The sequence below is a fragment of the Thermodesulfomicrobium thermophilum DSM 16697 genome, assembly GCF_059568695.1.
Map to the genome: position 1 here is coordinate 361,488 of NZ_JCANTW010000011.1, position 20,549 is coordinate 382,036.

Sequence of the window (20,549 nt, forward strand, 5' to 3'; positions counted from 1 at the left end):
TCACCCGCCCACGGTAAACAGCTTGGGATTGCCGGTCACCTTGCGCACCAAGGCCCGGTAGTCCTGGGCACCGTGGGATCCCGGCGCGTACTCGTACACAGTCTTGCCATACGCCGGGCATTCCGAAAGGCGTACGTTGTAGCGGATGGGCTCGCAAACGAGGTCGCCGTAGAGCTCTTGCAAACGCTTGAGGATCACATCGGGATTCTTGATGCGCTTGTCGTAGAACGTGGGCAGGATATACTTGAGCGCCACCTCGCTGCGGTACTTCTGGATAGCGCTCATGCTCTTCAAAAATTCCACCAAGCCCTGCAAGGTCATGACTTCCAGGCTCACCGGGGTGAGCACTTCATACACGTAAAAGAGCACGTTGACCGTCAAGGGGTCCCATCCCGGGGAGGTGTCCACGACCACATAGTCGTAGGCCGTCTCCACGGGTTCCAAGGCCTCCGCCAAGGTGAGCTCGCCGCCAAAGTCCTTGCGATCGATAAGGCGCTTCACCCCAGCCAGAGAGCGGCCGCCCGCAAGGAGCCACAGATTCTCCCGTGCCTTGACCACCGCCTCGTCCGCCGTCAGCTCTCCGGTCACGAGCTCCGTGAGCCCAGCCTTGGGCTTGACCCCCAACGAATAGGCATCCTGCCCCTGGGTGTCCGTATCCACCAAAAGGACCTGATTGCCTGCCAAGGCAAGCCCTGCGGCCAGGTGCACGGCCGTGGTGGTCTTGCCCACCCCGCCTTTGCTCAAGCACACACCGATGCGCCGCGGACCAGGGCCTTTGGGGGTATCCGACTGCCGCGCGCTGTCGGTAAGTGAAAACCGATGGCCGCAGGCACGGCATTGGGCCTTGGTGGCGCCAGCGGGAATTTTGGACACATCCACCCGGTGTTCCTTGCCACACCGCGGACACACCACACGCAGGGGTTCGGTTGTCATGACTTTTCCTCCAAAAGACGGGCCACGGCGCGCGGATCGTCCTTGCGCCGGATTTCTTCCAAAAGCTGCTCCAAAGCCAGGTTGACGAGGCGCGATTTGGAAACGCGCACATGCGGGGCGAGCTCGTCGCGCAACCGCTGGCTTGCGGCCTCCAGCCGGTCGTACACCTCTGGACGCAGGTAATGCGTCGCCTTGCGCACGCGGCAGCGGCCTTGAGGCCGCTTTTTCGGCGCTGCGATGGACGCTTTCTGGGGGGCAGCGCATTGCTGGATCAGGGCATTGAGTTCTTCCAAGCCCTGCGTTGTTTCTTCCGCATCTCCAGCAAAAAGCTCTCCCAGAACATCTCGACGGGCGGCCTTCATGCGTGCGCCTCCCCCACGATCTGGGCCTTGCGCCGAGTTATGAACTCCTCCACGAAGGGCCCGAAGTCCTCGGCCGCTTTGACTACGGCAAGACCGCAGCGCAAATGCTCCCCCACATCCGCGGACACGTGCACCACTTCCACATCCATGGCGAACACGCGCCCCTCCACCTCAAGCCGCGCCCCTTCGAGCACCGTGCCCGGCTCCAAGAGGGCCCCATCCCCGAGAGCAATCCCGAGCCCCCAGCGAGAAATATCGAGCACCGGCCAGGACTGCTCGCCCAAGCGCAGCCACGCCTCCTGCGCATCAAGAGAGACCCGGTAGGTGCCGCGCACGGTATCCACCGGCTCCTCTTCCGCCCAAAAAAGCAGCTCGTCACCTTCGGTTCCATCCACCTTCACCAAAGACTCCACCACATCCCTCTCGTGCATACCTCCTCCTCAAGCCTTGCCAATGGGCCGCCCCCCGCCTAGCACAAGGCCATGCATCCCGTCACTGTCCTCACCATCGGCACGGTCAAAAAACCCTTCTGGCAGCAGGCGGTCGATCACTACCAACGCTGCCTGCGTTCCCGCCTGCGCCTCACCCTCACGGCCCTTCCCCCGGGACGCGGACGCGGCCCGCGGGAACGCATCTGCGACGAAGAAGGACTCCGCATCCTGAATCAAATAACACCCCGCCACCGGCTTCTCGCCCTGCACGACGCCGCCCCGGCACGCACTTCCGCCGAGTTTGCCCGGCTGTTGGGAGAGCTCTGGGACAAAGGCTATGTCCCATGCTTTGCCGTGGGCGGGCCTTTCGGCCTGGCGCCGCGCGTCCTCGAAGCCGCCTGGGACCAGGTGAGCCTCGGCCCCATGACCCTGCCCCACGAGCTGGCCCTGGTGGTGCTCCTGGAGCAACTCTACCGGGCGAGCACCATTCTGGCAGGGGTGGCCTACCACTACTGATCCGTCCACTCCAAGGCCGTATCCAAGCGCGGGAGGAGCGGACGCACCGCGGCCTTGTCCTCCGGGGAAACCTTCTTCTCCATGTCCTCGTACTGGGCGATGGCCTGCTGGAGATTGGCCACCATCTCCGGCTTCATGGATGCCGGAATCGAAGTGTCCTTTTCCAATTCCGCCAGGCTTTGCCGAAGCTGGACAAGCGGAGAATCCCCGCCCTCGCTCATCTTGAGCACCATATAGGTCGTCATCACCCGGGAAGCGAGCTCTGTCCAAGACGCAACGTCCAGGCCATGCTTGGCAAGTACGGCCTGCGCTTTGGCGTCTTGCGTCACGGTCTTTCCCCATTGCATCGCCAGTGCAGCCGGACTCTCTTCCGCAGGCGTGTCTTCCATCTCCATGGTGTCGAAAATCGGCTTGAGCTCCTCGTAGACTTGCAGAAAGCGCTCCACCTGGCCGCCTGTGAGCGATCCCTGAGCCCAAGCCATGGTCCACAGCAGTACCACCACTCCCCATACGATGCCCGCCCGTTTTGCCCGCATACGCTTCTCCTGTATTCCTATCCACATCCTTAAAGGGTTTTTGGCGCATTGCCCTTTGCCGGGGTTACCGCTATAGCCAGCCGAATTCAAGGCAAAACCATCTTCCTCTAAAGGAGCGTTCCATGATTCCCCAAGATCTCCTCTACAGTTCCTCGCACGAGTGGGTCCGCGTGGACGGCGATGAAGCGGTCATCGGCATCACCCATTTTGCCCAAGAGCAGCTCGGTGACCTGACCTTCGTGGAAACCCCGGCCGTCGGCGCGCGTCTGACTCCGGGAGGCGAGGCCGGCACCGTGGAGTCCGTCAAGGCGGCCAGTGAAATCTACTGTCCTGTGGCCGGCGAAGTGGTTGCCGTCAACGCCGCGCTGGAAAGCGCCCCAGAACTCGTCAACCAAGACCCTTACGGCGAAGGCTGGCTTTTCCGGGTGCGCCTTACCCAACCGCCTCAGGACCTCCTTTCCGCCAGCGCCTACGCGGAGCACATCGCTGCCCAAGCCCATTAGGAGGCGCGCGTCATGCCATACATTGCGCACACGCCGGAAGATCAGCAGGCCATGCTGGAGGCCATCGGCGCCGCTTCCATCGAAGAACTCTTCGCCGACATCCCCGCATCCCTGCGGGCCCCGGAGTTGGACCTGCCCGCTGGAAAAAGCGAAGACCACGTCCTACGCCATCTCGCCCAACTGGCGGCCAAGAACAGCACCGATCTTCTCTCCTTTTTGGGCGCGGGATTCTACGACCACGCCATTCCTGCAGCAGTAGACGCCCTGGCGGGCAGGAGCGAATTCGTCACCGCCTACACCCCCTATCAGGCCGAAGCCTCCCAGGGCATCCTCCAGGCCATCTTTGAGTACCAAACCGCCATGGCCCGGCTCATGGACATGGATGTGGCCAACGCCTCCCTCTACGACGGCGGCACCGCCCTCTACGAGGCCATCATGATGGCCGTGCGCCACACCAAGCGCACCCGCATCGTCATCTCCGAGTGCGTGAACCCCATCTACCGGGTGATGCTCAAAAGCTACACCACCAACCTGCACCTGGAACTCGTCACGGTCCCGCAGCAGGAAGGGGTGGCAGACCTGGGGGCCCTGAGCGCAGCCATCGATGACGCCACCGCCGCAGTCATCGTCCAAAACCCCAACTTCTTCGGCACCGTCCACGACTATACCGACCTCTGCGCCACTGCCCGCAAGTACGGCGCGGTGTCCATACTCTCCGTCTATCCCATTCTCCAAAGCGTGCTGCGCACCCCCGGGGCCATGGGGGCGGACGTGGCCGTGGCCGAGGGCCAGAGCCTGGGGCTGCCGCTTTCCTTCGGCGGGCCGTATTTGGGGATCATGACCTGCCGCAAGGCATTGGTGCGCCAGATGCCGGGCCGGGTGGTGGGCCGCACGGTGGACACCAACGGCAAGAGCGGGTTCGTACTCACCTTGCAAGCCCGCGAGCAGCACATCCGCCGCGACAAGGCCACTTCCAACATCTGTTCCAACCAGGCCCTGTGCGCCCTGCGCGCCCTGATCTACGTCTGCCTTCTGGGGCCGGAAGGGCTGCGACGCACCGCCCAAATCTCCATGGAGCGCGCCCACTACGCGGCCCGGCGCCTGGAGGCCCTGCCCGGAGTGCGCATCTACAACCAAGGCCCCTTTGGCAACGAGTTCACCGTCGAGCTGCCGGTGCGGGCCTATGCCATCATCGACTCCCTCCTCGCCAAGAACATCGTGCCGGGATTTCCCCTGGGCCGCTACTACCCTGGCCTGGAGAACCATCTGCTGGTGGCGTGTACGGAAAAGACTTCGCGTCAGGACATCGGCATCCTGGCTGAATACATCGGAGGTGCCCTGTGAAGACCGTGTTCGCCAAATCCCGTCCCGGCCGTCCCGGGGTCTGGCCCCAGGCGCCCAAGACCGAGCCTGCGGCCCTGCTGGATCCCACCCTGCTGCGCGACGACGCGCCAGCGCTGCCTGAGCTCTCGGAGTTGGACACGGTCCGCCATTTCACGGAGCTCTCGCGGTTGAATTTCAGCGTGGATGGCAATTTCTACCCCTTGGGGTCGTGCACCATGAAGTACAACCCCAAGTTCACCGAAGTGGCCGCCAGCCATCCGGGATTCACCTCCTTGCATCCCCTGGTCCCCCAGTTGCGCGGCGCCGGACATCTCACCCAGGGGGCGCTGGAGGTCCTTTACGAGACCGAACGCTTCCTCTGCGCCATCACCGGCATGCACGCCTTCACCCTGCAGCCCCTGGCCGGGGCCCACGGGGAGCTCACCGGCGTCATGCTCATGGCCGCCTACCACCGCGACAAAGGGAACACCAAGACCAAGATCATCGTTCCGGACTCGGCCCACGGCACCAACCCCGCTTCCGCGGCCATCGCCGGCTACCACGTGGTGTCCATCCCCTCCCACGACGGCATCATCGACCCCGCGGAGCTGGAAAAGGTCCTGGACGACGAAGTGGCGGGGCTCATGATGACCTGCCCCAACACCCTGGGGCTTTTCGAACGCAATTTGCCGCGCATCGTGGAGCTCGTCCACAGCGTGGATGGTCTCCTCTACTACGACGGGGCCAACCTCAACGCCATCATGGGCAAGATGCGGGTGGGCGATGCCGGTTTCGACGTGGTGCACGTGAATCTCCACAAGACCTTCGCCACCCCGCACGGCGGCGGCGGTCCGGGGGCCGGCCCAGTGGGAGTCAGCCAGCGTCTGGAGCCGTATCTGCCCATCTCGCGGGTGGTGAAGCTCGACGACGGCCAGTTCTCCCTCGACTACGACTACCCCAAATCCATTGGCTACATCGCGCCCTTCTACGGCAACTTCGGGGTCATCCTCAAAGCCTACGCCTACATGCTGCGCCTGGGCCGCGAGGGGATCGTTCGGGTATCGGAAAATGCGGTGCTGGCGGCCAACTATCTCCGCGCCCGGCTGCGGGGACACCTGGAAATTCCTTATGACCGCACCTGTATGCACGAATTCGTGGCCTCAGCGGCGGAGCTGGCCGCCTCCTGTGGGGTGCGAGCCCTGGATATCGCCAAGGCGCTGCTCGACCGCGGCCACTACGCGCCCACCATCTACTTCCCGCTCATCGTCAAAGAATGCCTCATGATCGAGCCCACCGAGACCGAGAGCAAGGAAACCCTGGACCGTTTCGTGGACGACCTGGTGGACATCCTGCGCCAAGCCCGGGAAAATCCGGACGCCCTCCACGCGGCGCCCACGCGGCTTCCCATCACGCGGCTCGACGAAGTGCGCGCAGCCCGGGCCATGGAGCTTACCGACGACGCGGGACTCGCAGCGGCGTCCGAGCCCATCCACCCCGAGTCCGCATAACCCACGACCATGCGCCCGCTCACCCACTTCCTTTCTGCAGAGCGCATGCGGCCGGATCTCCTGCTCTTGTGGCGGGAGATCCTGCCGCGCTACCGAGACCTCCGGCTCCTCCATCTCCTCGAAACACCCTGGGCCATCGTCACCCATACCCGGCAAATTCTTCTGGCGAGCCCAAGCTTTCTCTCCTTTGGCACCGCCAACTCCGAAGACGCCCTCGTGGGGAAACGCCCAGGCGAAGCCCTGGCCTGCGTCCACTCCGGCGTTGGCGAAGGTTGCGGCACCACCGAGTCCTGCCGCCAATGCGGGGCGGCCCAGGCCCTGGCCCAGGCCTTTCGCGAAAGCACACGCGCACGCATACGCACGGCCTTTCTCCACCGCACCGAAGCAGGACGCCTCCAGGCCATCAACGCACAAGTCACCGTGGCCCCTTTTCACGTGGGCTTCACTTCCTTCGCCCTCTTCTCGCTGCTCCCTGACAACGACGCCACTGAGCACGAAATGTTCGAGCGGCTCTTCTTCCACGACCTGCTCAACGGCATGAACGCCTTGGTGGGCGCGCTCACCCTGCTCACCGAGCAACATTCCGGAGAAATGGATGAATTGCTCACCATGGTCCTGGAGCGCGCCTGGGACATGACGCGGGAAATCCAGGCCTACAAGACCCTGCACGCTGCAGAGCGCGGCACGTTTTCCGCTGCTCTCGATCCCGTGGACCTGGCGGCCTTGTGTCGGCAACTGGTGGCCATCCACCGTCCCCATCCCCTCGCGAAAGATAAACACCTCGCCATCCAGGCCCCAGCATCCCTGCCCGTGGTCTCGGACCCGCAGCTCATCACCCGCATCGTGGAAAACCTGCTCAAAAACGCCTTGGAGGCCAGCAGCGAAGGGGCGACCATCACCATCACCGTCGCTCCAGAAGGGGCGTTCGCCCGCATCGCGGTCCACAACCCAGGGAGCATCCCTGCGGAGGTCCAAGCCCGTATCTTCCAGCGCGGCCACTCCACCAAGGGCGCGGGCCGCGGCTTCGGCACCTATGGCGTGCGCCTTTTCGTGGAAAACTATCTGGCCGGAAGCATCCACTTCACCTCCTCTCCCACAGCAGGCACCACCTTCACCGTGCGCCTGCCGCTGCGCCATCCCTTGGCCCCGCAGGAAGACGCAGAGACACCCCAATGATTTCTCCTGCTTTGGCCTTGTGATGCCCTTGCTTTTGGCATAAGGAGACAAGCCAAACATGACCCAACGGGAGGGCGGCCATGCAGATCGTCTCCGGAGACCTCATCGCCTTGGCCCTGCAAGGGGCCTTTGACGTCATCGTCCACGGCTGCAATTGCATGTGCATGATGGAAGCAGGCATCGCCAAGGCCATCCGCGACACGTTCCCCGAGGCCTACCTTGCCGACAGCCGCACCATCAGCGGGGACCGCAAAAAGCTCGGTTCCATTTCCACCGCCTCCGTGCGCACCCGCCATGGGGAACTGACCATCGTCAACGCCTATACCCAATACCATTGGTATGGCGACGGCCCCCTGGTGGACTACGACGCCGTGGCCAGCGCCTTTCGGCAAATCAAAAAACGCTTCTCGGGCAAACGCATTGGATACCCCAAGATCGGCGCCGGTTTCGGCGGCGGCGATTGGGAGCGCATCGCCGCCATCATCGACCAAGAACTGAAAGGCGAAGACCACACCCTGGTGGTCTTCCGTCACGACACCACCATCAAGGAGCAGCCATGAACCACATCACCTGGCTCGGCCACGCGGCCTTTGTCATCACCACGCCCAAGCATACCATCGCCATCGATCCCTGGCTGGAAAATCCCTCCGCCCCCAAGGCCTCCCCAGAAGTACGGCCGGACCTCGTGCTGGTCACCCACGATCACGCGGACCACGTGGGACAAGCCATGGAGATCTGCCGCCACACCGGGGCAAAGCTCGGGGCCATCGTGGAATTGGCGGGCAGCCTGATGCAGCAGGGGCTCCCTCAAGACCAGGTGCTCAACGGCATCGGCTTCAACATGGGCGGCACTGTGGAATACGACGGTATCCGCATCACCATGACTCAGGCCTTCCATTCCTGCAGCGTCGGCCACCCGGTGGGATTCATCGTCGAGCTCGAAGACGGCACCACCGTGTACCACGCTGGCGACACGACGGTGTTTTCCAGCATGGCTTTGTGGGGCAAGCTCTATACCATCGATGTGGCCTTGCTTCCCATCGGCGGGGTCTTCACCATGGATCCCGCCCAGGCCGCCCTGGCCACCCTGATGCTGCGGGCCAAACGCGTGTGCCCCATGCATTGGGGTTCCTTCCCGGTGCTGGAACAAAACACCCAACGCTTTCGCTCGGAGCTTGGCAAACTCGGCCTGGAAGACGTCCTCTGGGAGCTCCCGGTGGGCGAACCTACACCCATTCCTGCCCGCGAAACCAAAAAATAAACTCCGCGGCCCGGAACTTCCGGGCCACGGAGCCGATCTTCACGCATCCCGAACGCCGCTCAAGCCGCTTCCAGCTCTACGGAAGGGCCAAGCAGCATCCGCCCCAGCGCCAGCACCACCGCAAAAATGATCAAATACGCAAACACGGCGCTGCCGTGGGAAAAATAGGCCGCATAGATCATAAAGGCGCTGCCCACGATAGCCAAAACAGGCAGCGCAAAACGCTTCCCCCAAGAAAGCGCCGTCTCGTTGCGCATGAACATCAAGAAAATAGGAATATACATGGCGTACAGGGTGACGATGGGAAGCTCCGAAGAATCGAAGCAAAAAAATCCAAACCACGGCGTGGTCAGATTGGCGCCGTAAAAAAACACCAGCCATACTCCGCAAAGCAGCAAACCGAAGGTCGCGGAGTTCACCGGCATGTTGGTGATGGGATCGATCTGCCGAAACATCGGCGTTACTTTGCTGCTGCTGCGCACGGCCACGGAATACACGCCGCGGGTGCACCCGAGCATCAATCCATTGAGGGTTCCCAAACAGGAGATGATGATAAACACAAACAGCACGGTGCCGGCCCGCTGCGAGAAAATGACGGAAAATGCCGTACGGACGCCTTCCTGCGCCCCGGCCATCAAGGTTTCGCTGGCAATGGTGCCTGCCAATCCCACATAATACAAAATATAGACCAGCATCACGATGAATGTGCCCAACATCAACGCAATGGGTAGGTTGCGCTTGGCGTTCTTGAGTTCCGCATTGATGCTCGTGGCGATGATCCAGCCTTCATAGGCAAAAGACGTGGCCACCACCGCCACAAAGAGCCCATGCCAAAAATCCACTTCGTGGACGACGTTCTCGAAGTTGAAGGCGAGCATGCCGGTATTGAGGCCATAAATAGTCCCCACTACGGCCATAAGCGCCAGGGGGATCAGCTTGATGATGGTCGTGGACACCTGAAAACGTCCAGCGAGCACGGGGCTCAAGGCATTGAGGGCGTAGCTTCCCACCAAATACATGGCGGAAAGCGTCATACACGCACCGCCGGTGATGTCCCAACCGAAAAGTACCGCCGTATATCGCGCCGATACCCAAGCCAGCACCGATGTCAGCGTGGGATAATAGATGAGCGCCATGAACAGCCCCACATAATATCCGTAGGTTCTTCCGAGCGCCGCCTCGGCATAATCCACGATGCCGTTCACCCGCGCATACTTGGTGGCCATGACCGCGAAGGTGGCGGCGCAGGAGATCATGATCATCCCCCCCAAAAGCCAGGCGTAAATCCCCAAAAGCAGATCCCCGCCCGTGGCCACGAGAATCTTTTCCGCCTTGAAGAAGACGCCACTGCCGATGACGATACCCACAACCATGGCAATGGCGGTACACAAGCCAAATTTCTTTTGCAGTGTTTGTTCCATACACGCTCCCTGGATTCACCAACATGAAAACGCCGCCCCGTATGCCTGGCGGCGCGAGAGGTCAAGGTTTGTGAGAAAAGATTGTTTGAAAATTCAAAGAATTATTATGTCAGATGGTCCGCGGACCAACGTCCCCCTCGATACCTGAGGCCGCCACGGAAACGTGCTCTCTAAAACTCCAAGTGTTTTGGGGTTCTCGGGAAGGGAATGACGTCGCGGATATTGCTTACGCCGGTAATGAGCATGAGCAGACGCTCGAAGCCCATGCCGAATCCTGCGTGCGGCACTGTACCAAAACGCCGGAGATCCAAGTACCACCAGTATTCTTCTTGCGGCATGCCCAGCTCTTCCATGCGGCGAGAAAGCACGTCAAGGCGCTCTTCGCGGGCGCTGCCGCCAACGAGTTCGCCGATGCGCGGCACCAGAAGGTCCATGGCGGCCACGGTGCGCCCATCGTCATTCATGCGCATATAGAATGCTTTGATCTCCTTGGGGTAGTCGTAGACGATGACCGGAGCCTTGCAGTACTCCTCCGTCAAATAGCGCTCGTGCTCGGTCTGCAGGTCATGGCCAAAGCCCACCGGGAACTGAAACTCCTTGCCGCTGCGCCCCAAGACCTCCATGGCCTCGGCGTACGGCATGCGCACGAAGGGTTTGGTGGCCACGTTTTCCAGGGTGGCCATCAAGGTCGGCTCCACGAATTGGGCGAACAAGGCCAGGTCTTCGGCGCAGTGCGCAAGCGCATACCGCGCCATGCTGCGCACCAGGTCTTCGGCCAGATCCATGTCATCGGCAAGGGTGGCGAAGGCCATCTCCGGCTCAATCATCCAGAACTCGGCCGCGTGCTTGGGGGTGTTGGAGTTTTCCGCCCGGAAGGTGGGGCCAAAGGTGTAGACCCGCCCCAAGGCGCAGGCCAAATTCTCGGCGGCAAGCTGTCCGGAGACGGTGAGCGATGCAGGACGGCCAAAGAAGTCGTCCTCATAGCGCACCGCCCCCTTTTCCAGAGGAACGGCCTCCAGGGGCAAGGTGGTCACCTGGAACATTTCCCCCGCCCCCTCACAGTCCGAGCCGGTGATGATGGGTGCGTGCACCAAATAGAAGCCATGGTCATGGAAATACTGATGCACCGCATGGGCAAGACGGGCGCGGATGCGATACAGGGCGCCGTATTTGTTGGTGCGCGGGCGAAGATGGGCAATGGTGCGCAAAAATTCGTCCGTGTGGCGCTTTTTCTGCAGCGGGTATTCGGGGCCGGCTTCGCCGATGACGGCGACTTCCTGGGCGCGCACTTCCCAGCGCTGCCCTTTGCCAGGAGAGGGGACCACGGCGCCGCGCACCTGAATGGAAGCGCCGGTCAGGATCCTGGGCAGATCTTCCCATCCAGGCACCCCGGCATCCACCACCACTTGAAGGTTTTTCAGGCAGGAACCGTCATTGATCTCCAGAAAGGCAAAGTCTTTACTCTCCCGCTTGGTGCGGACCCACCCCATGACCGTTACTGATTCCATCGGTGCATCCGCATGCACCACATCCGCGATCAACGCTCGTTGCATGATAGACTCCTTTTTCAAAGCATGTCCACAGGGTCGAAATCCACGGACATGCGGATGTGCTTGTCTCGACGCGCCTGCGCCATACCCGCCTGGCATACGGCGCGCAACCGCGGCCAGTCGTCCCCCTTGAGCAGGCAATGGAAACGTCTTCTGCCGCGCAGCATGGCCAAGGGTGCCGGGGCCGGGCCAAGGACGGTCACCTGATGGCGCCGGGCCGCCTCCCGCAAGGCCGCGCCCACCCGCCCCACCATGGCCACATCCCCGCCCTGGGCAGGAATGGAAAGGCGCACCAAGGCCAGCTTCACAAAGGGCGGATACCCCATGGCCCGGCGCATGGCCAACTCGGACCGGTACATGCCCTCGAAGTCCGCATGGGCCACGAACTGCCAGCACGGATGCTCGGGATTGCGGGTCTGCACAAACACCTGTCCCGGCACTTCCCCACGGCCTGCCCGGCCCGCCACCTGCACCAGCATCTGAAACGAGCGCTCCACCGCACGAAAATCCGGTAGGTTGAGCCCCAAATCCCCGTCCACCACCACGACCAGCGAGACGCCCGGAAAGTGGTGGCCTTTGCAGAGCATCTGGGTCCCCACCAGCACCTGAGTTTTTCCCTGGGAGAACGCGTCCAAGGTCTCCTGAATACGCTCGGGCCGGCGGCCGGTGTCCCGGTCCAGGCGCGCCACCGCCACTTCTGAAGGGAGTTCGCGGCGCAACCATTCTTCCAACCGCTCCGTACCCTCGCCCAAGGGATCGAAGTCCCCTCCCCGGCACGTGGGACACAAGAGTGGAAACTCCAGGTGAAAACCGCAGTAGTGACAGAGCAAAATCTCCCGGGACTTGTGCCAGGTGAGCGAGATGCGGCATTGCGGGCAGCGCACCGGCTCCGCGCACCCCCGGCACACGAGAATGGGGGCGTATCCCCGACGGTTGTGGAGGATGACCACCTGCTCATCCCGCTCGAGGGCTGCATCCACGGCAGCGCGCACCTGCGGGGCAAAGACGGCGTCCCCATGGGGCCGCATGTCCACCAAGTCCACCCGGGGCACCGGCTGGGCATTGGCGCGCTGGGAGAGCCGCACCAGGTGAATCCGTCCCTCCTGGGCGGCGTGGTACACTTTGATGTCCGGCGTGGCGGACCCCAAGAGCAAAAGCCCCGCTGTCGCGGCAATGCGGGCATGGGCCACTTCCTTGGCCTGATAGCCCAGCCCCTCGTCCTGCTTGAAGGAAGCGTCGTGCTCCTCATCCAGCACGATGAGCCGGGGGCGCACGGGCAAGAACAAGGCCGAACGGGTGCCCACCACCACTGCCGGTCCGGCAAGGGACCGCGCCTCGGCAAAAAGACGCGCCCGCCGCGCCGGGGACAAATATCCATGATATACCAGCACGGGGGCATGGGGAAAAGCGGCCTGCACCTCGCCGGCGAGCTTCAGGGCCAAGGCCACTTCCGGCGCCAGGACCATGGCCTGGCCGCCCTCCGCGAGCACCTGCTCCACCAAACGCAGGTAGACCGCGGTCTTGCCGCTGCCTGTGACTCCGAAGAGCAGCGCCGTGGCCGCCGAAGGACGGCGTAAAAGCGCGCCAAGCTCCGCCACCGCCTGCTGCTGCTCCCCATTGAGGGCCACAGGCGCCTGGGCTGGACACTGCGCCGGCTGCGAAAAATCTTCCTCCACCAGCCGCACCAGGCCCCGAGCAATCAAAGCAGGCAGCGCAGCCAGGCATTCCGGCCCCAAGACCTGCCGCAGGTGTTCCCGCGTGCACGGCCCATGGAGATCCAGATGTCGCAGAACGGCCCGCTGCCGCTCGGCCCGGGGGCGGATGGGCCATGGGGGCGGGCTTGCCAGCTCCACCACGACCCGCGCCGCCTGCGCCGGAACGTCCACCGTGAGCGCCCCATCCACAAACGCCTCGGCGACCTGAAGGGCAGCCTCGGCATCCAAAAGACGCTGTGGCGCAAACGCCCCGCCATCCAAACGCAACCGCGGCACCTGGCGCAACGGCGCGGGAAGGAGCCGTGCGAGCACCTCGCCTGGAGTCTGGATTTGACGCACGGCCAAGGCCTCCACCATCTGCAGGTAGGCGGCGTCCAGCAAGGGTTCTCGGTCCAAGGGAAGGAGCACCGAACGCAGCGCTCCAGGGGGCGTTTCCGCCTCCAAGGCCGCAAGCACCCCCACCACCAAACGCCGGCCCAACGGGATGAGCACCCGCATCCCCCGCTGCCAGAGACGTCCGGGAAAGTGCGGCGGCAGTGCATAGGTGTAGCGGGCATACGGCGCCGCCAATACGTCAACGGAGCACAATACAGGATGGGACATGGATAGGAAAGGGCGGGGAGGACCCCGCCCCGAGGTTAGCGCGCCGGCGGCAGGAAATCCCGCAGCCGGGCGGAGAGGTCGTCGTGGAGTTCGTCGTCCTGAAGGGCAAAATAGATGTTGGCCGCCAGGTAGTCCACCCAGTCGCCGATGTCGAAGCGCTGGCCGTAGAGCTTCACCGCCAGCAAGCGGTTCTGACGCGCCAGCCCCTCCAGGGCGTCGGTGAGCTGGATCTCGCCGCTGGCGTCCGGGGCTGCGGCCTCCAAGTGGGTGAACACCTCCGGGGTGAGCACGTAGCGGCCCACGATGGCCAGCCGCGAAGGCGCGGTATCGGCAGAAGGTTTTTCGAGCACCCCGCGGATGCGGTACAGGCCCGGGGCGTATTCCTCGGCATCGATGATTCCGTACCGGGAGACCTTGTCCCGCGGCACCTCCATGACCCCCACCACAGGCATGTGCTCGTTGTGGAAGACCTCGAGGAGCTGATGGATACCGGGATCGCGATGGAACATGAGGTCATCGCCCACCATGACGGCAAAGGGCTCGTCTTTGATGACCTCCCGGGCACAGGCTACCGCATGCCCCAACCCACGCTGCTCTTTTTGGCGCACCACGATGACATTGGCCATCTCCGCCACCCGCCGTACCTCTTCCAGGAGCGCAGTCTTGCCGGTACGCTCCAGGTACTGCTCCAAAGAGAGGTTGTGGTCGAAGTGGTCCTCGATGATACGTTTGTTCTGCTGGTTGACGAAGACCACATCTGAGAGGCCCGAGGCAATGGCCTCCTCCACGATGTATTGAATGGCAGGCTTGCGAAATACCGGCAAAATTTCCTTGGGGAGATTTTTGGTCGCCGGCAGGGACCGAGTCCCCCACCCCGCCACGGGAATGACTACCTTGCGCACCTGCATGAACCGCTCCTTACCGTAACACGCCTTCATGGCGCACACTTGCGCCGATTACCCGTCGTCCTGTCTATCTCTCCCCAAGACCGGCGTCCACTGCCGCGCAGAGCTCCTGGCACCAGTGCTCCACCACAGCCGGATCATCGGCCTCCACCATCACCCGCAGTACCGGCTCGGTCCCGGAGTAGCGCAAAAGCACCCGGCCGCGACCGCGCAGCGCTCCTTCGGCTGCGGTCATGGCCGCAGTGACTTCCGGGACCTCGGCAAAGGGAAGCTTGCGCGCCACCGGCACGTTCACCAATTTCTGGGGAAACGGCGTCAGCAGGCGGGCCATCTCCGAAAGCGGGCGCTGCCGGGCCACCATGATGCGCACCAACTGCAGCGCGGCGAGCAGCCCATCGCCCGTGGTGGCGTGGCGCAAAAAGATGATGTGCCCGGACTGCTCGCCGCCGAGCACAAACCCGCCACGGCGCATGGCCTCCACCACGTAGCGGTCGCCCACCTGGGTGCGCATGAGCTGCGCCCCCAGGCCTTGGAGAAACACCTCCAAGGCCATGTTGCTCATGACCGTGGCCACCACGGTATTGCCCGCAAGGTCCCCAAGGCGCAGCATCTCGTCGGCGCAGATGGCCAAGATCTGATCGCCGTCGAGCACCACCCCCTGCTCATCCACCACGATGAGCCGGTCGGCATCGCCATCCAGGGCCAAGCCCAAATCCGCCTTGTGCGCGCGCACCGCTTGCACCATGTGTTCCGGGTGCAGGGAACCGCAGCCCTGGTTGATATTGACGCCGTTGGGCTCCACCCCCAAGGGGATTACCGTGGCGCCGAGCTCCTCCAACACCAATGGCGCCACCCGGTAGGCCGCACCGTTGGCACAATCGAGCACGATGCGCAGACCATCCAAGGTCATGCCGGAAGGCAACGAATTTTTGAGGTGCACGATGTAGCGGCCGGGGCTGTCCTCGATCTTCCGCGCCCGGCCCACCTCGTCATGGGCAGGGGTCTTCCAGGCATGATGCCGGTCGAGCACCATGGCGGCGAGGGCGTCTTCCACCTCATCGGGGAGCTTGAAGCCGTCTTTATCGAAAAACTTGATGCCGTTATCCTGATACGGATTGTGGGAGGCGGAGATGACCACCCCAAGGTCGGCGCGCATGTTGCGGGTCAAAAAGCTGATAGCTGGCGTCGGCAGCGGTCCCACGAGGTAGACGTCCATGCCTGCGGCACACAGACCCGAGGTCAGCGCTGTCTCGAACACATACCCCGAAAGCCGGGTATCCTTGCCGATGACCACGCGGTGCCGTTTTTTGCCGTTGCGAAAATACTCGCCCGCAGCCAGGCCCAAACGCACCACCAATTCCGGCTGCATGGGATATTCGTTGACCCGACCGCGGATGCCGTCGGTGCCAAAAAGTCGTTGGGTCATGGGTTCTCCTCTTTGACGATGACCGTCACCTTCTCAGGCCGCAGCTCCAGGACGCGGACGTCTTCCGGGGCATCGAGCACCGGGACGAACGCATATTCACCCGGGGCAAGGCCCGTCCCAGGATCCACACGCAGATGGAGCTTGTCGCGCCAGTCTTTGTCCCGCAACAGCGCCACCGGCACCTCCAAACGGGCCCGGACGGTTCGGGGCTCCAGGGTAAACGCAACGTCACGGGAGACGGACTCCACGGAAAACTTGATCCACACTTCCTGGCTGATGGGCGCAAACCGCAGACTGTAGGCCACAGAGCCTACCTCGGCCCGGACCCCCGCAGGCAACACCAAGCGGACCCGGCCCGACACCTCGCGCCTGTCTCCAGGCTCCACGGTGACCGCCTCGGTGCGAATGGCCTTCAAGTTTTTCAAGGCGCTCGCCAGGCCGGTGACCACTACCTTCTCGGGGTCCACCGTGGCGTTGACCACGCGCATATCCGGTCCAGGCTCGCCGCTCCAATCGAGACGCACCGGGACTTCTTTCTGCTCCTGCACATCGGCTTCGAATTCCAGACGCGAGGGATTGAACTCCACGATCTCCACCGCGGAGGTGAGCGGCATGTTTTCCGGCACGAGCGGCACCACGTTTTTCCCGGGCCGCACCGTGGAAAGATCGATCTTGTAGGCCAACCGCACGTCTCCCAAGGCACGCACCTGATTGCTCGTGCCCCGCACCCGGGCTTGCACCTTGGAGGGAAAGCCAGACACCACCTCCATGCGCGGCGGGAGGTTGACGAACTCCACAGCCACGTCCAGCCACGTCTCCACCTTTTCCTGGCCTGAGACCAAGTACCAACAAAAAATGGCCATCACCAAGGCCAAGAAACGGTATATCCAATCGCGCATCATCGCCGCATCGCCGCCGAGAGGACCTTCTTCAAGCGTACCTCGTTGAGACTACTGGTAATCCGTCCGCCTACCGCCAAGGAGATCGTCCCCCTCTCTTCCGAGACCACCAGGGCCACGGCGTCGGTCTCCTCCGTGACTCCGATGGCCGCCCGGTGCCGCGTGCCCAACGTGGCCTCGTGTTTGAGACCAGTGGCCAGGGGGAGAATACAGGCCGCCATTTCGATGCGACCGCCCCGCACGAGCACCGCGCCGTCATGCAGCGGGGTGTCGGGATGGAAAATGGTCAAAAGCAAGTCCCGGGTCAGCCGGCCGCCGATCTCCACTCCTCCGGACACCACATCCCCCAACGGGATGTTGCGCTCCAGGATGACCAAAGCACCGATACGTTTTTTGGCCATGGCCACCAAGGCCAGGATGAGCTCATCCATGCAATTTTCTTCCATGGCCTCACGCCGGAAAATGGTGGTCGCTCCCATGACGGCCAGGGCCTTGCGGATATCCCGGCGAAATAAAATGATGACCACCAAAAAAAGCGAGCCAAGAAAATTGCCGAGCAGCCAATGCAAGGTGTAGAGTCCCAGCTTGCCAGCGGCGAAATACAAGGCCACCACGAGGACGAGGCCGTAGACCACGCTCACGGCGCGGGTCCCCTTGATCATGAGCATCAAGCGGAAAAAGATGTACCCAACGATGAGGATGTCCAGGACATCCCGCCAGGTGACCTGCAAATTGCCGACGGCAAAACTCCAGCTCGTCACCGCTCTCCCCCCAGGGCTGCGGCCACCGTGAGCGCGTCCCGGCACGCACCCACGTCATGGACCCGGTGGAAGGCCACCCCCCGCAGCCCGAGCACCGCTGTGGCAGCCACGGTGGCGGGCAGACGCTCGCCCACCTCCCGACCAAGGAGCCCTTTCCACAGGGACTTGTGCGAGATGCCGATGTACAGAGGTCGACCCAAGGCGGCGAAGCGGTCCACCGCGCGCAGCAAGGCCAGGTTGTGCTCCAGAGTCTTGCCAAAACCGATGCCCGGATCGAGGACGATACGGTCCTCGGGGAGAAAACGGGTGAGCACCGCCAACTTCGCTTCGAAGAAGCGCAATACCTCCTCCACCACATCCTCGTAGTGCGGAGCCACCTGCATGGTCCGCGGCGTACCCTGGGCATGCATGAGTACGTATCCGGGCTGATACTGGGCAAGGACGTCCGCCAGCGCCGGGTCCACGCCCATGGCCGAGACGTCGTTGACGGCCACGGCCCCAGCATCCAAGGCCTGTCGGGCCACCTCCGCCTTCACCGTGTCCACGGCCACAGGGATCTCCGGCGCAGCCGCATCCAGGGCGCGCACCACAGGCACCACACGGGTGAGCTCCTCGTCCACAGGTACGGGGTCGGCAAAAGGGCGGGTGCTCTCCCCGCCCACATCAAGCATGTCCGCGCCCTGAGCAGCCAAGGCCAGACCATGGGCCACCGCGGCCTCCGTATCCGCGTGCTTGCCGCCGTCATAAAAGGAATCCGGAGTGGCGTTGACGATCCCCACCACGGCAAAGGGCTGGGCGTGCAAGCGCCAGCCCCCCCGAAGGACCCATACGGACGAAGTCACTTACGCATCTCCCGAGACGTCGTTTTCCTCTTCCAAGGCAAACTCCTCCGCCTGGGGGAGCTCCTTGCCGTGCATGATGAGGTCCACCTCCTCGCCGGTGAGGGTCTCCCGCTCCACCAAGGCTTGGGCCAAGGCTTCGAGCACCGCGCGCTGCTCCTCCAGGATACGCTTCGCCGTGCCATAGGCCTCGGAGAGGATGCGGCGCACTTCCTGATCGATGAGGCGTGCGGTCTCTTCGCTGTAGTCCTTGATATGGGTGATGTCCCGGCCGAGAAAAACCTGCTCGTCCTTCTTGCCCAAGGCCATGGGACCGAACTCGTCGCTCATGCCCCACTCACAGACCATGCGCTTGGCGAGGGCCGTAGCCCGCTCGATGTCGTTGCCCGCCCCGGTGGTGATGGTGCTACACACCAGCTCTTCCGCGGCCCGGCCGCCAAAGAGCACCGCCAGGTTGTTTTGGAGGTAGGTTTTGGAATAGGTGTGCCGGTCTTCACCAGGCAGCTGCATGGTCACCCCCAGAGCGCGGCCGCGGGGAATGATGGTGACCTTGTGCACTGGATCCGTGCCGGGCAGGCTTTTGGCCACCAGGGTATGCCCGGCCTCGTGGTAGGCGGTGGTGCGTTTTTCCTCTTCCGAGAGGATCATGGAACGCCGCTCTTTCCCCATGAGCACCTTGTCCTTGGCCTCTTCGAAGTTGTGCATGGCCACCTTGTCCTGACCGAGTTTGGCCGCGTGCAGGGCCGCCTCGTTGACCAAGTTCTCCAAATCCGCGCCCGAAAAGCCTGGGGTACCGCGGGCCAAGGTCTCCAAGTCCACGTCCGGAGCCAGCGGCGTCCGTTTGGTGTGCACCTGCAAAATCTTGAGGCGGCCGCCCAAATCGGGATTGGGCACCACCACCTGGCGGTCGAAACGGCCCGGCCGCAAGAGCGCCGGGTCGAGAACGTCCGGGCGGTTGGTGGCCGCGATGAGGATGACGCCTTCGTTGGACTCAAAGCCGTCCATCTCCACCAAGAGGGCGTTCAGGGTCTGCTCGCGCTCGTCGTGGCCGCCGCCGAGCCCTGCCCCGCGCTGCCGGCCCACAGCGTCGATCTCGTCAATGAAGATGAGGCACGGCGCATTCTTCTTCCCCTGGACAAACAGGTCCCGCACCCGCGCGGCGCCCACGCCCACGAACATCTCCACGAAATCCGAGCCGGAGATGGAGAAAAACGGCACTCCAGCCTCTCCGGCTACGGCCCGGGCCAGAAGCGTCTTGCCCGTGCCCGGAGAGCCCACCAGGAGCACCCCCTTGGGGATGCGCCCCCCCAGACGGGTGAATTTTTTGGGATCCTTCAGAAAATCCACCACCTCCTGGAGCTCTTCCTTGGCCTCGTCCACCCCGGCCACATCGGCGAAGGTGACCTTGGTGTCCTCCTGGGTGATCATCCGCGCCCGCGAACGACCAAAAGACATGGCCTTGCCCCCGCCCCCCTGCATCTGGCGCATGAAAAAGATCCACACGCCGATCAAAAGCAGCATGGGAAACCAGGATACGAGCACCGTCACATACCACGGGGCCTCCTCCTGAGGCTCGGCTTTCACCTGGACTCCTGCATCCACCAGCGTTTCCACCAGTTTGGGGTCATCGGGGGCGTAGGTGGAGAACTTACCGTCACTGGTGAGCATCCCAGTGATTTTCGGCCCCTGGATGCGTACACTCATGACCTCCCCGGCGCGAACCTTAGCGAGGAATTCGGTATACGTCAGTTCATTCACCGGGGCCGGCGGCTGCTGAAACATGTTGAAAAGCACCACCATCACCAGACAGATAATGGCCCACAGAGCAAGATTCTTGGAAAAACTGTTCAAACTGCTGCTCCTTGCAAAAAATCACGACCA

General features: G+C 63.1%; 20 protein-coding genes. 7 read left to right on the forward strand and 13 right to left on the reverse strand.

The genetic code is table 11. The features are described 5' to 3' along the window. The 3 genes from BR00_RS03000 to BR00_RS03010 are packed head-to-tail and all read right to left on the reverse strand — an operon-like array spanning position 1 to position 1,726. A complete protein-coding gene (locus BR00_RS03000; RefSeq protein ID WP_496476133.1) occupies positions 1-933 on the reverse strand; it encodes an AAA family ATPase in 933 nt (310 codons plus the stop codon). Next, positions 930-1,295 carry a hypothetical protein gene (locus tag BR00_RS03005; RefSeq protein WP_496476134.1) on the reverse strand — a complete coding sequence of 122 codons (366 nt, stop codon included), beginning with the start codon at positions 1,293-1,295 and terminating at the stop codon, positions 930-932. Before BR00_RS03005 ends, BR00_RS03000 begins: the two co-directional genes overlap by 4 nt. Further along, a complete protein-coding gene (locus BR00_RS03010) occupies positions 1,292-1,726 on the reverse strand; it encodes a hypothetical protein (protein WP_496476135.1) in 435 nt (144 codons plus the stop codon). The genes BR00_RS03005 and BR00_RS03010 overlap by 4 nt, the downstream gene beginning before the upstream one ends. 51 nt (positions 1,727-1,777) lie before the next feature. On the opposite strand from BR00_RS03010, the gene BR00_RS03015 reads away from it, so the two are divergent. After that, a complete protein-coding gene (locus BR00_RS03015) occupies positions 1,778-2,242 on the forward strand; it encodes a 23S rRNA (pseudouridine(1915)-N(3))-methyltransferase RlmH (protein ID WP_496476136.1) in 465 nt (154 codons plus the stop codon). Here the strand turns inward: BR00_RS03015 and BR00_RS03020 are convergent. Continuing rightward, positions 2,236-2,778 carry a hypothetical protein gene (locus BR00_RS03020; protein ID WP_496476137.1) on the reverse strand — a complete coding sequence of 181 codons (543 nt, stop codon included), beginning with the start codon at positions 2,776-2,778 and terminating at the stop codon, positions 2,236-2,238. The two genes, BR00_RS03015 and BR00_RS03020, sit on opposite strands and share 7 nt — an antisense overlap. A gap of 122 nt (positions 2,779-2,900) precedes the next feature. Between BR00_RS03020 and gcvH the strand changes: the two genes are divergently transcribed. From gcvH to BR00_RS03050, 6 genes are all read left to right on the forward strand, one after another. Beyond that, positions 2,901-3,281: a glycine cleavage system protein GcvH gene (gcvH, locus tag BR00_RS03025; RefSeq protein WP_496476138.1), complete on the forward strand. Its 381-nt coding sequence runs from the start codon at positions 2,901-2,903 to the stop codon at positions 3,279-3,281. A 12-nt stretch (positions 3,282-3,293) separates the two neighbouring features. Beyond that, positions 3,294-4,625: an aminomethyl-transferring glycine dehydrogenase subunit GcvPA gene (gene gcvPA, locus BR00_RS03030; RefSeq protein ID WP_496476139.1), complete on the forward strand. Its 1,332-nt coding sequence runs from the start codon at positions 3,294-3,296 to the stop codon at positions 4,623-4,625. Beyond that, positions 4,622-6,112, forward strand: a complete 1,491-nt coding sequence (gene gcvPB, locus BR00_RS03035; RefSeq protein ID WP_496476140.1) for an aminomethyl-transferring glycine dehydrogenase subunit GcvPB — start codon at positions 4,622-4,624, stop codon at positions 6,110-6,112. The genes gcvPA and gcvPB overlap by 4 nt, the downstream gene beginning before the upstream one ends. 45 nt (positions 6,113-6,157) lie before the next feature. After that, the gene (locus BR00_RS03040; protein WP_496476141.1) at positions 6,158-7,288 is read left to right on the forward strand and encodes a sensor histidine kinase; all 1,131 of its coding nucleotides are present in this window, start codon (positions 6,158-6,160) and stop codon (positions 7,286-7,288) included. An 80-nt stretch (positions 7,289-7,368) separates the two neighbouring features. Beyond that, positions 7,369-7,848, forward strand: a complete 480-nt coding sequence (locus BR00_RS03045; RefSeq protein ID WP_496476142.1) for a macro domain-containing protein — start codon at positions 7,369-7,371, stop codon at positions 7,846-7,848. Beyond that, entirely contained in the window at positions 7,845-8,549 is a 705-nt protein-coding gene (locus tag BR00_RS03050) for a metal-dependent hydrolase (RefSeq protein ID WP_496476143.1), read from the forward strand. Before BR00_RS03045 ends, BR00_RS03050 begins: the two co-directional genes overlap by 4 nt. 59 nt (positions 8,550-8,608) lie before the next feature. Here BR00_RS03050 and BR00_RS03055 read toward each other — a convergent pair whose 3' ends face one another. The 9 genes from BR00_RS03055 to ftsH all read right to left on the reverse strand — a co-directional run bounded on the left by BR00_RS03055 (position 8,609) and on the right by ftsH (position 20,519). Continuing rightward, positions 8,609-9,970: an APC family permease gene (locus tag BR00_RS03055; protein ID WP_496476144.1), complete on the reverse strand. Its 1,362-nt coding sequence runs from the start codon at positions 9,968-9,970 to the stop codon at positions 8,609-8,611. 170 nt (positions 9,971-10,140) lie between these two features. Further along, positions 10,141-11,523, reverse strand: coding sequence for an asparagine--tRNA ligase (gene asnS, locus BR00_RS03060; RefSeq protein WP_496476145.1), 1,383 nt, complete (start codon positions 11,521-11,523; stop codon positions 10,141-10,143). Between the two features lie 14 nt (positions 11,524-11,537). Then, complete coding sequence (gene priA, locus BR00_RS03065; RefSeq protein WP_496476146.1) at positions 11,538-13,838, reverse strand: replication restart helicase PriA; 2,301 nt, start codon at positions 13,836-13,838, stop codon at positions 11,538-11,540. A 35-nt stretch (positions 13,839-13,873) separates the two neighbouring features. Then, positions 13,874-14,746 (reverse strand): UTP--glucose-1-phosphate uridylyltransferase GalU, encoded by an 873-nt coding sequence (gene galU / locus BR00_RS03070; RefSeq protein ID WP_496476147.1) that lies wholly within the window; start codon positions 14,744-14,746, stop codon positions 13,874-13,876. Positions 14,747-14,810: 64 nt separating this feature from the next. Further along, positions 14,811-16,169: a phosphoglucosamine mutase gene (glmM, locus tag BR00_RS03075; protein WP_496476148.1), complete on the reverse strand. Its 1,359-nt coding sequence runs from the start codon at positions 16,167-16,169 to the stop codon at positions 14,811-14,813. After that, a complete protein-coding gene (locus BR00_RS03080; RefSeq protein ID WP_496476149.1) occupies positions 16,166-17,071 on the reverse strand; it encodes a CdaR family protein in 906 nt (301 codons plus the stop codon). The genes glmM and BR00_RS03080 overlap by 4 nt, the downstream gene beginning before the upstream one ends. Continuing rightward, on the reverse strand, positions 17,068-17,829 hold the full coding sequence (gene cdaA, locus BR00_RS03085) for a diadenylate cyclase CdaA (protein ID WP_496476150.1): 762 nt from the start codon (positions 17,827-17,829) through the stop codon (positions 17,068-17,070). Before cdaA ends, BR00_RS03080 begins: the two co-directional genes overlap by 4 nt. After that, positions 17,826-18,671, reverse strand: a complete 846-nt coding sequence (gene folP, locus BR00_RS03090) for a dihydropteroate synthase (RefSeq protein ID WP_496476151.1) — start codon at positions 18,669-18,671, stop codon at positions 17,826-17,828. Before folP ends, cdaA begins: the two co-directional genes overlap by 4 nt. Further along, positions 18,672-20,519 carry an ATP-dependent zinc metalloprotease FtsH gene (ftsH, locus tag BR00_RS03095; protein ID WP_496476152.1) on the reverse strand — a complete coding sequence of 616 codons (1,848 nt, stop codon included), beginning with the start codon at positions 20,517-20,519 and terminating at the stop codon, positions 18,672-18,674. Positions 20,520-20,549: the final 30 nt, after the last annotated feature.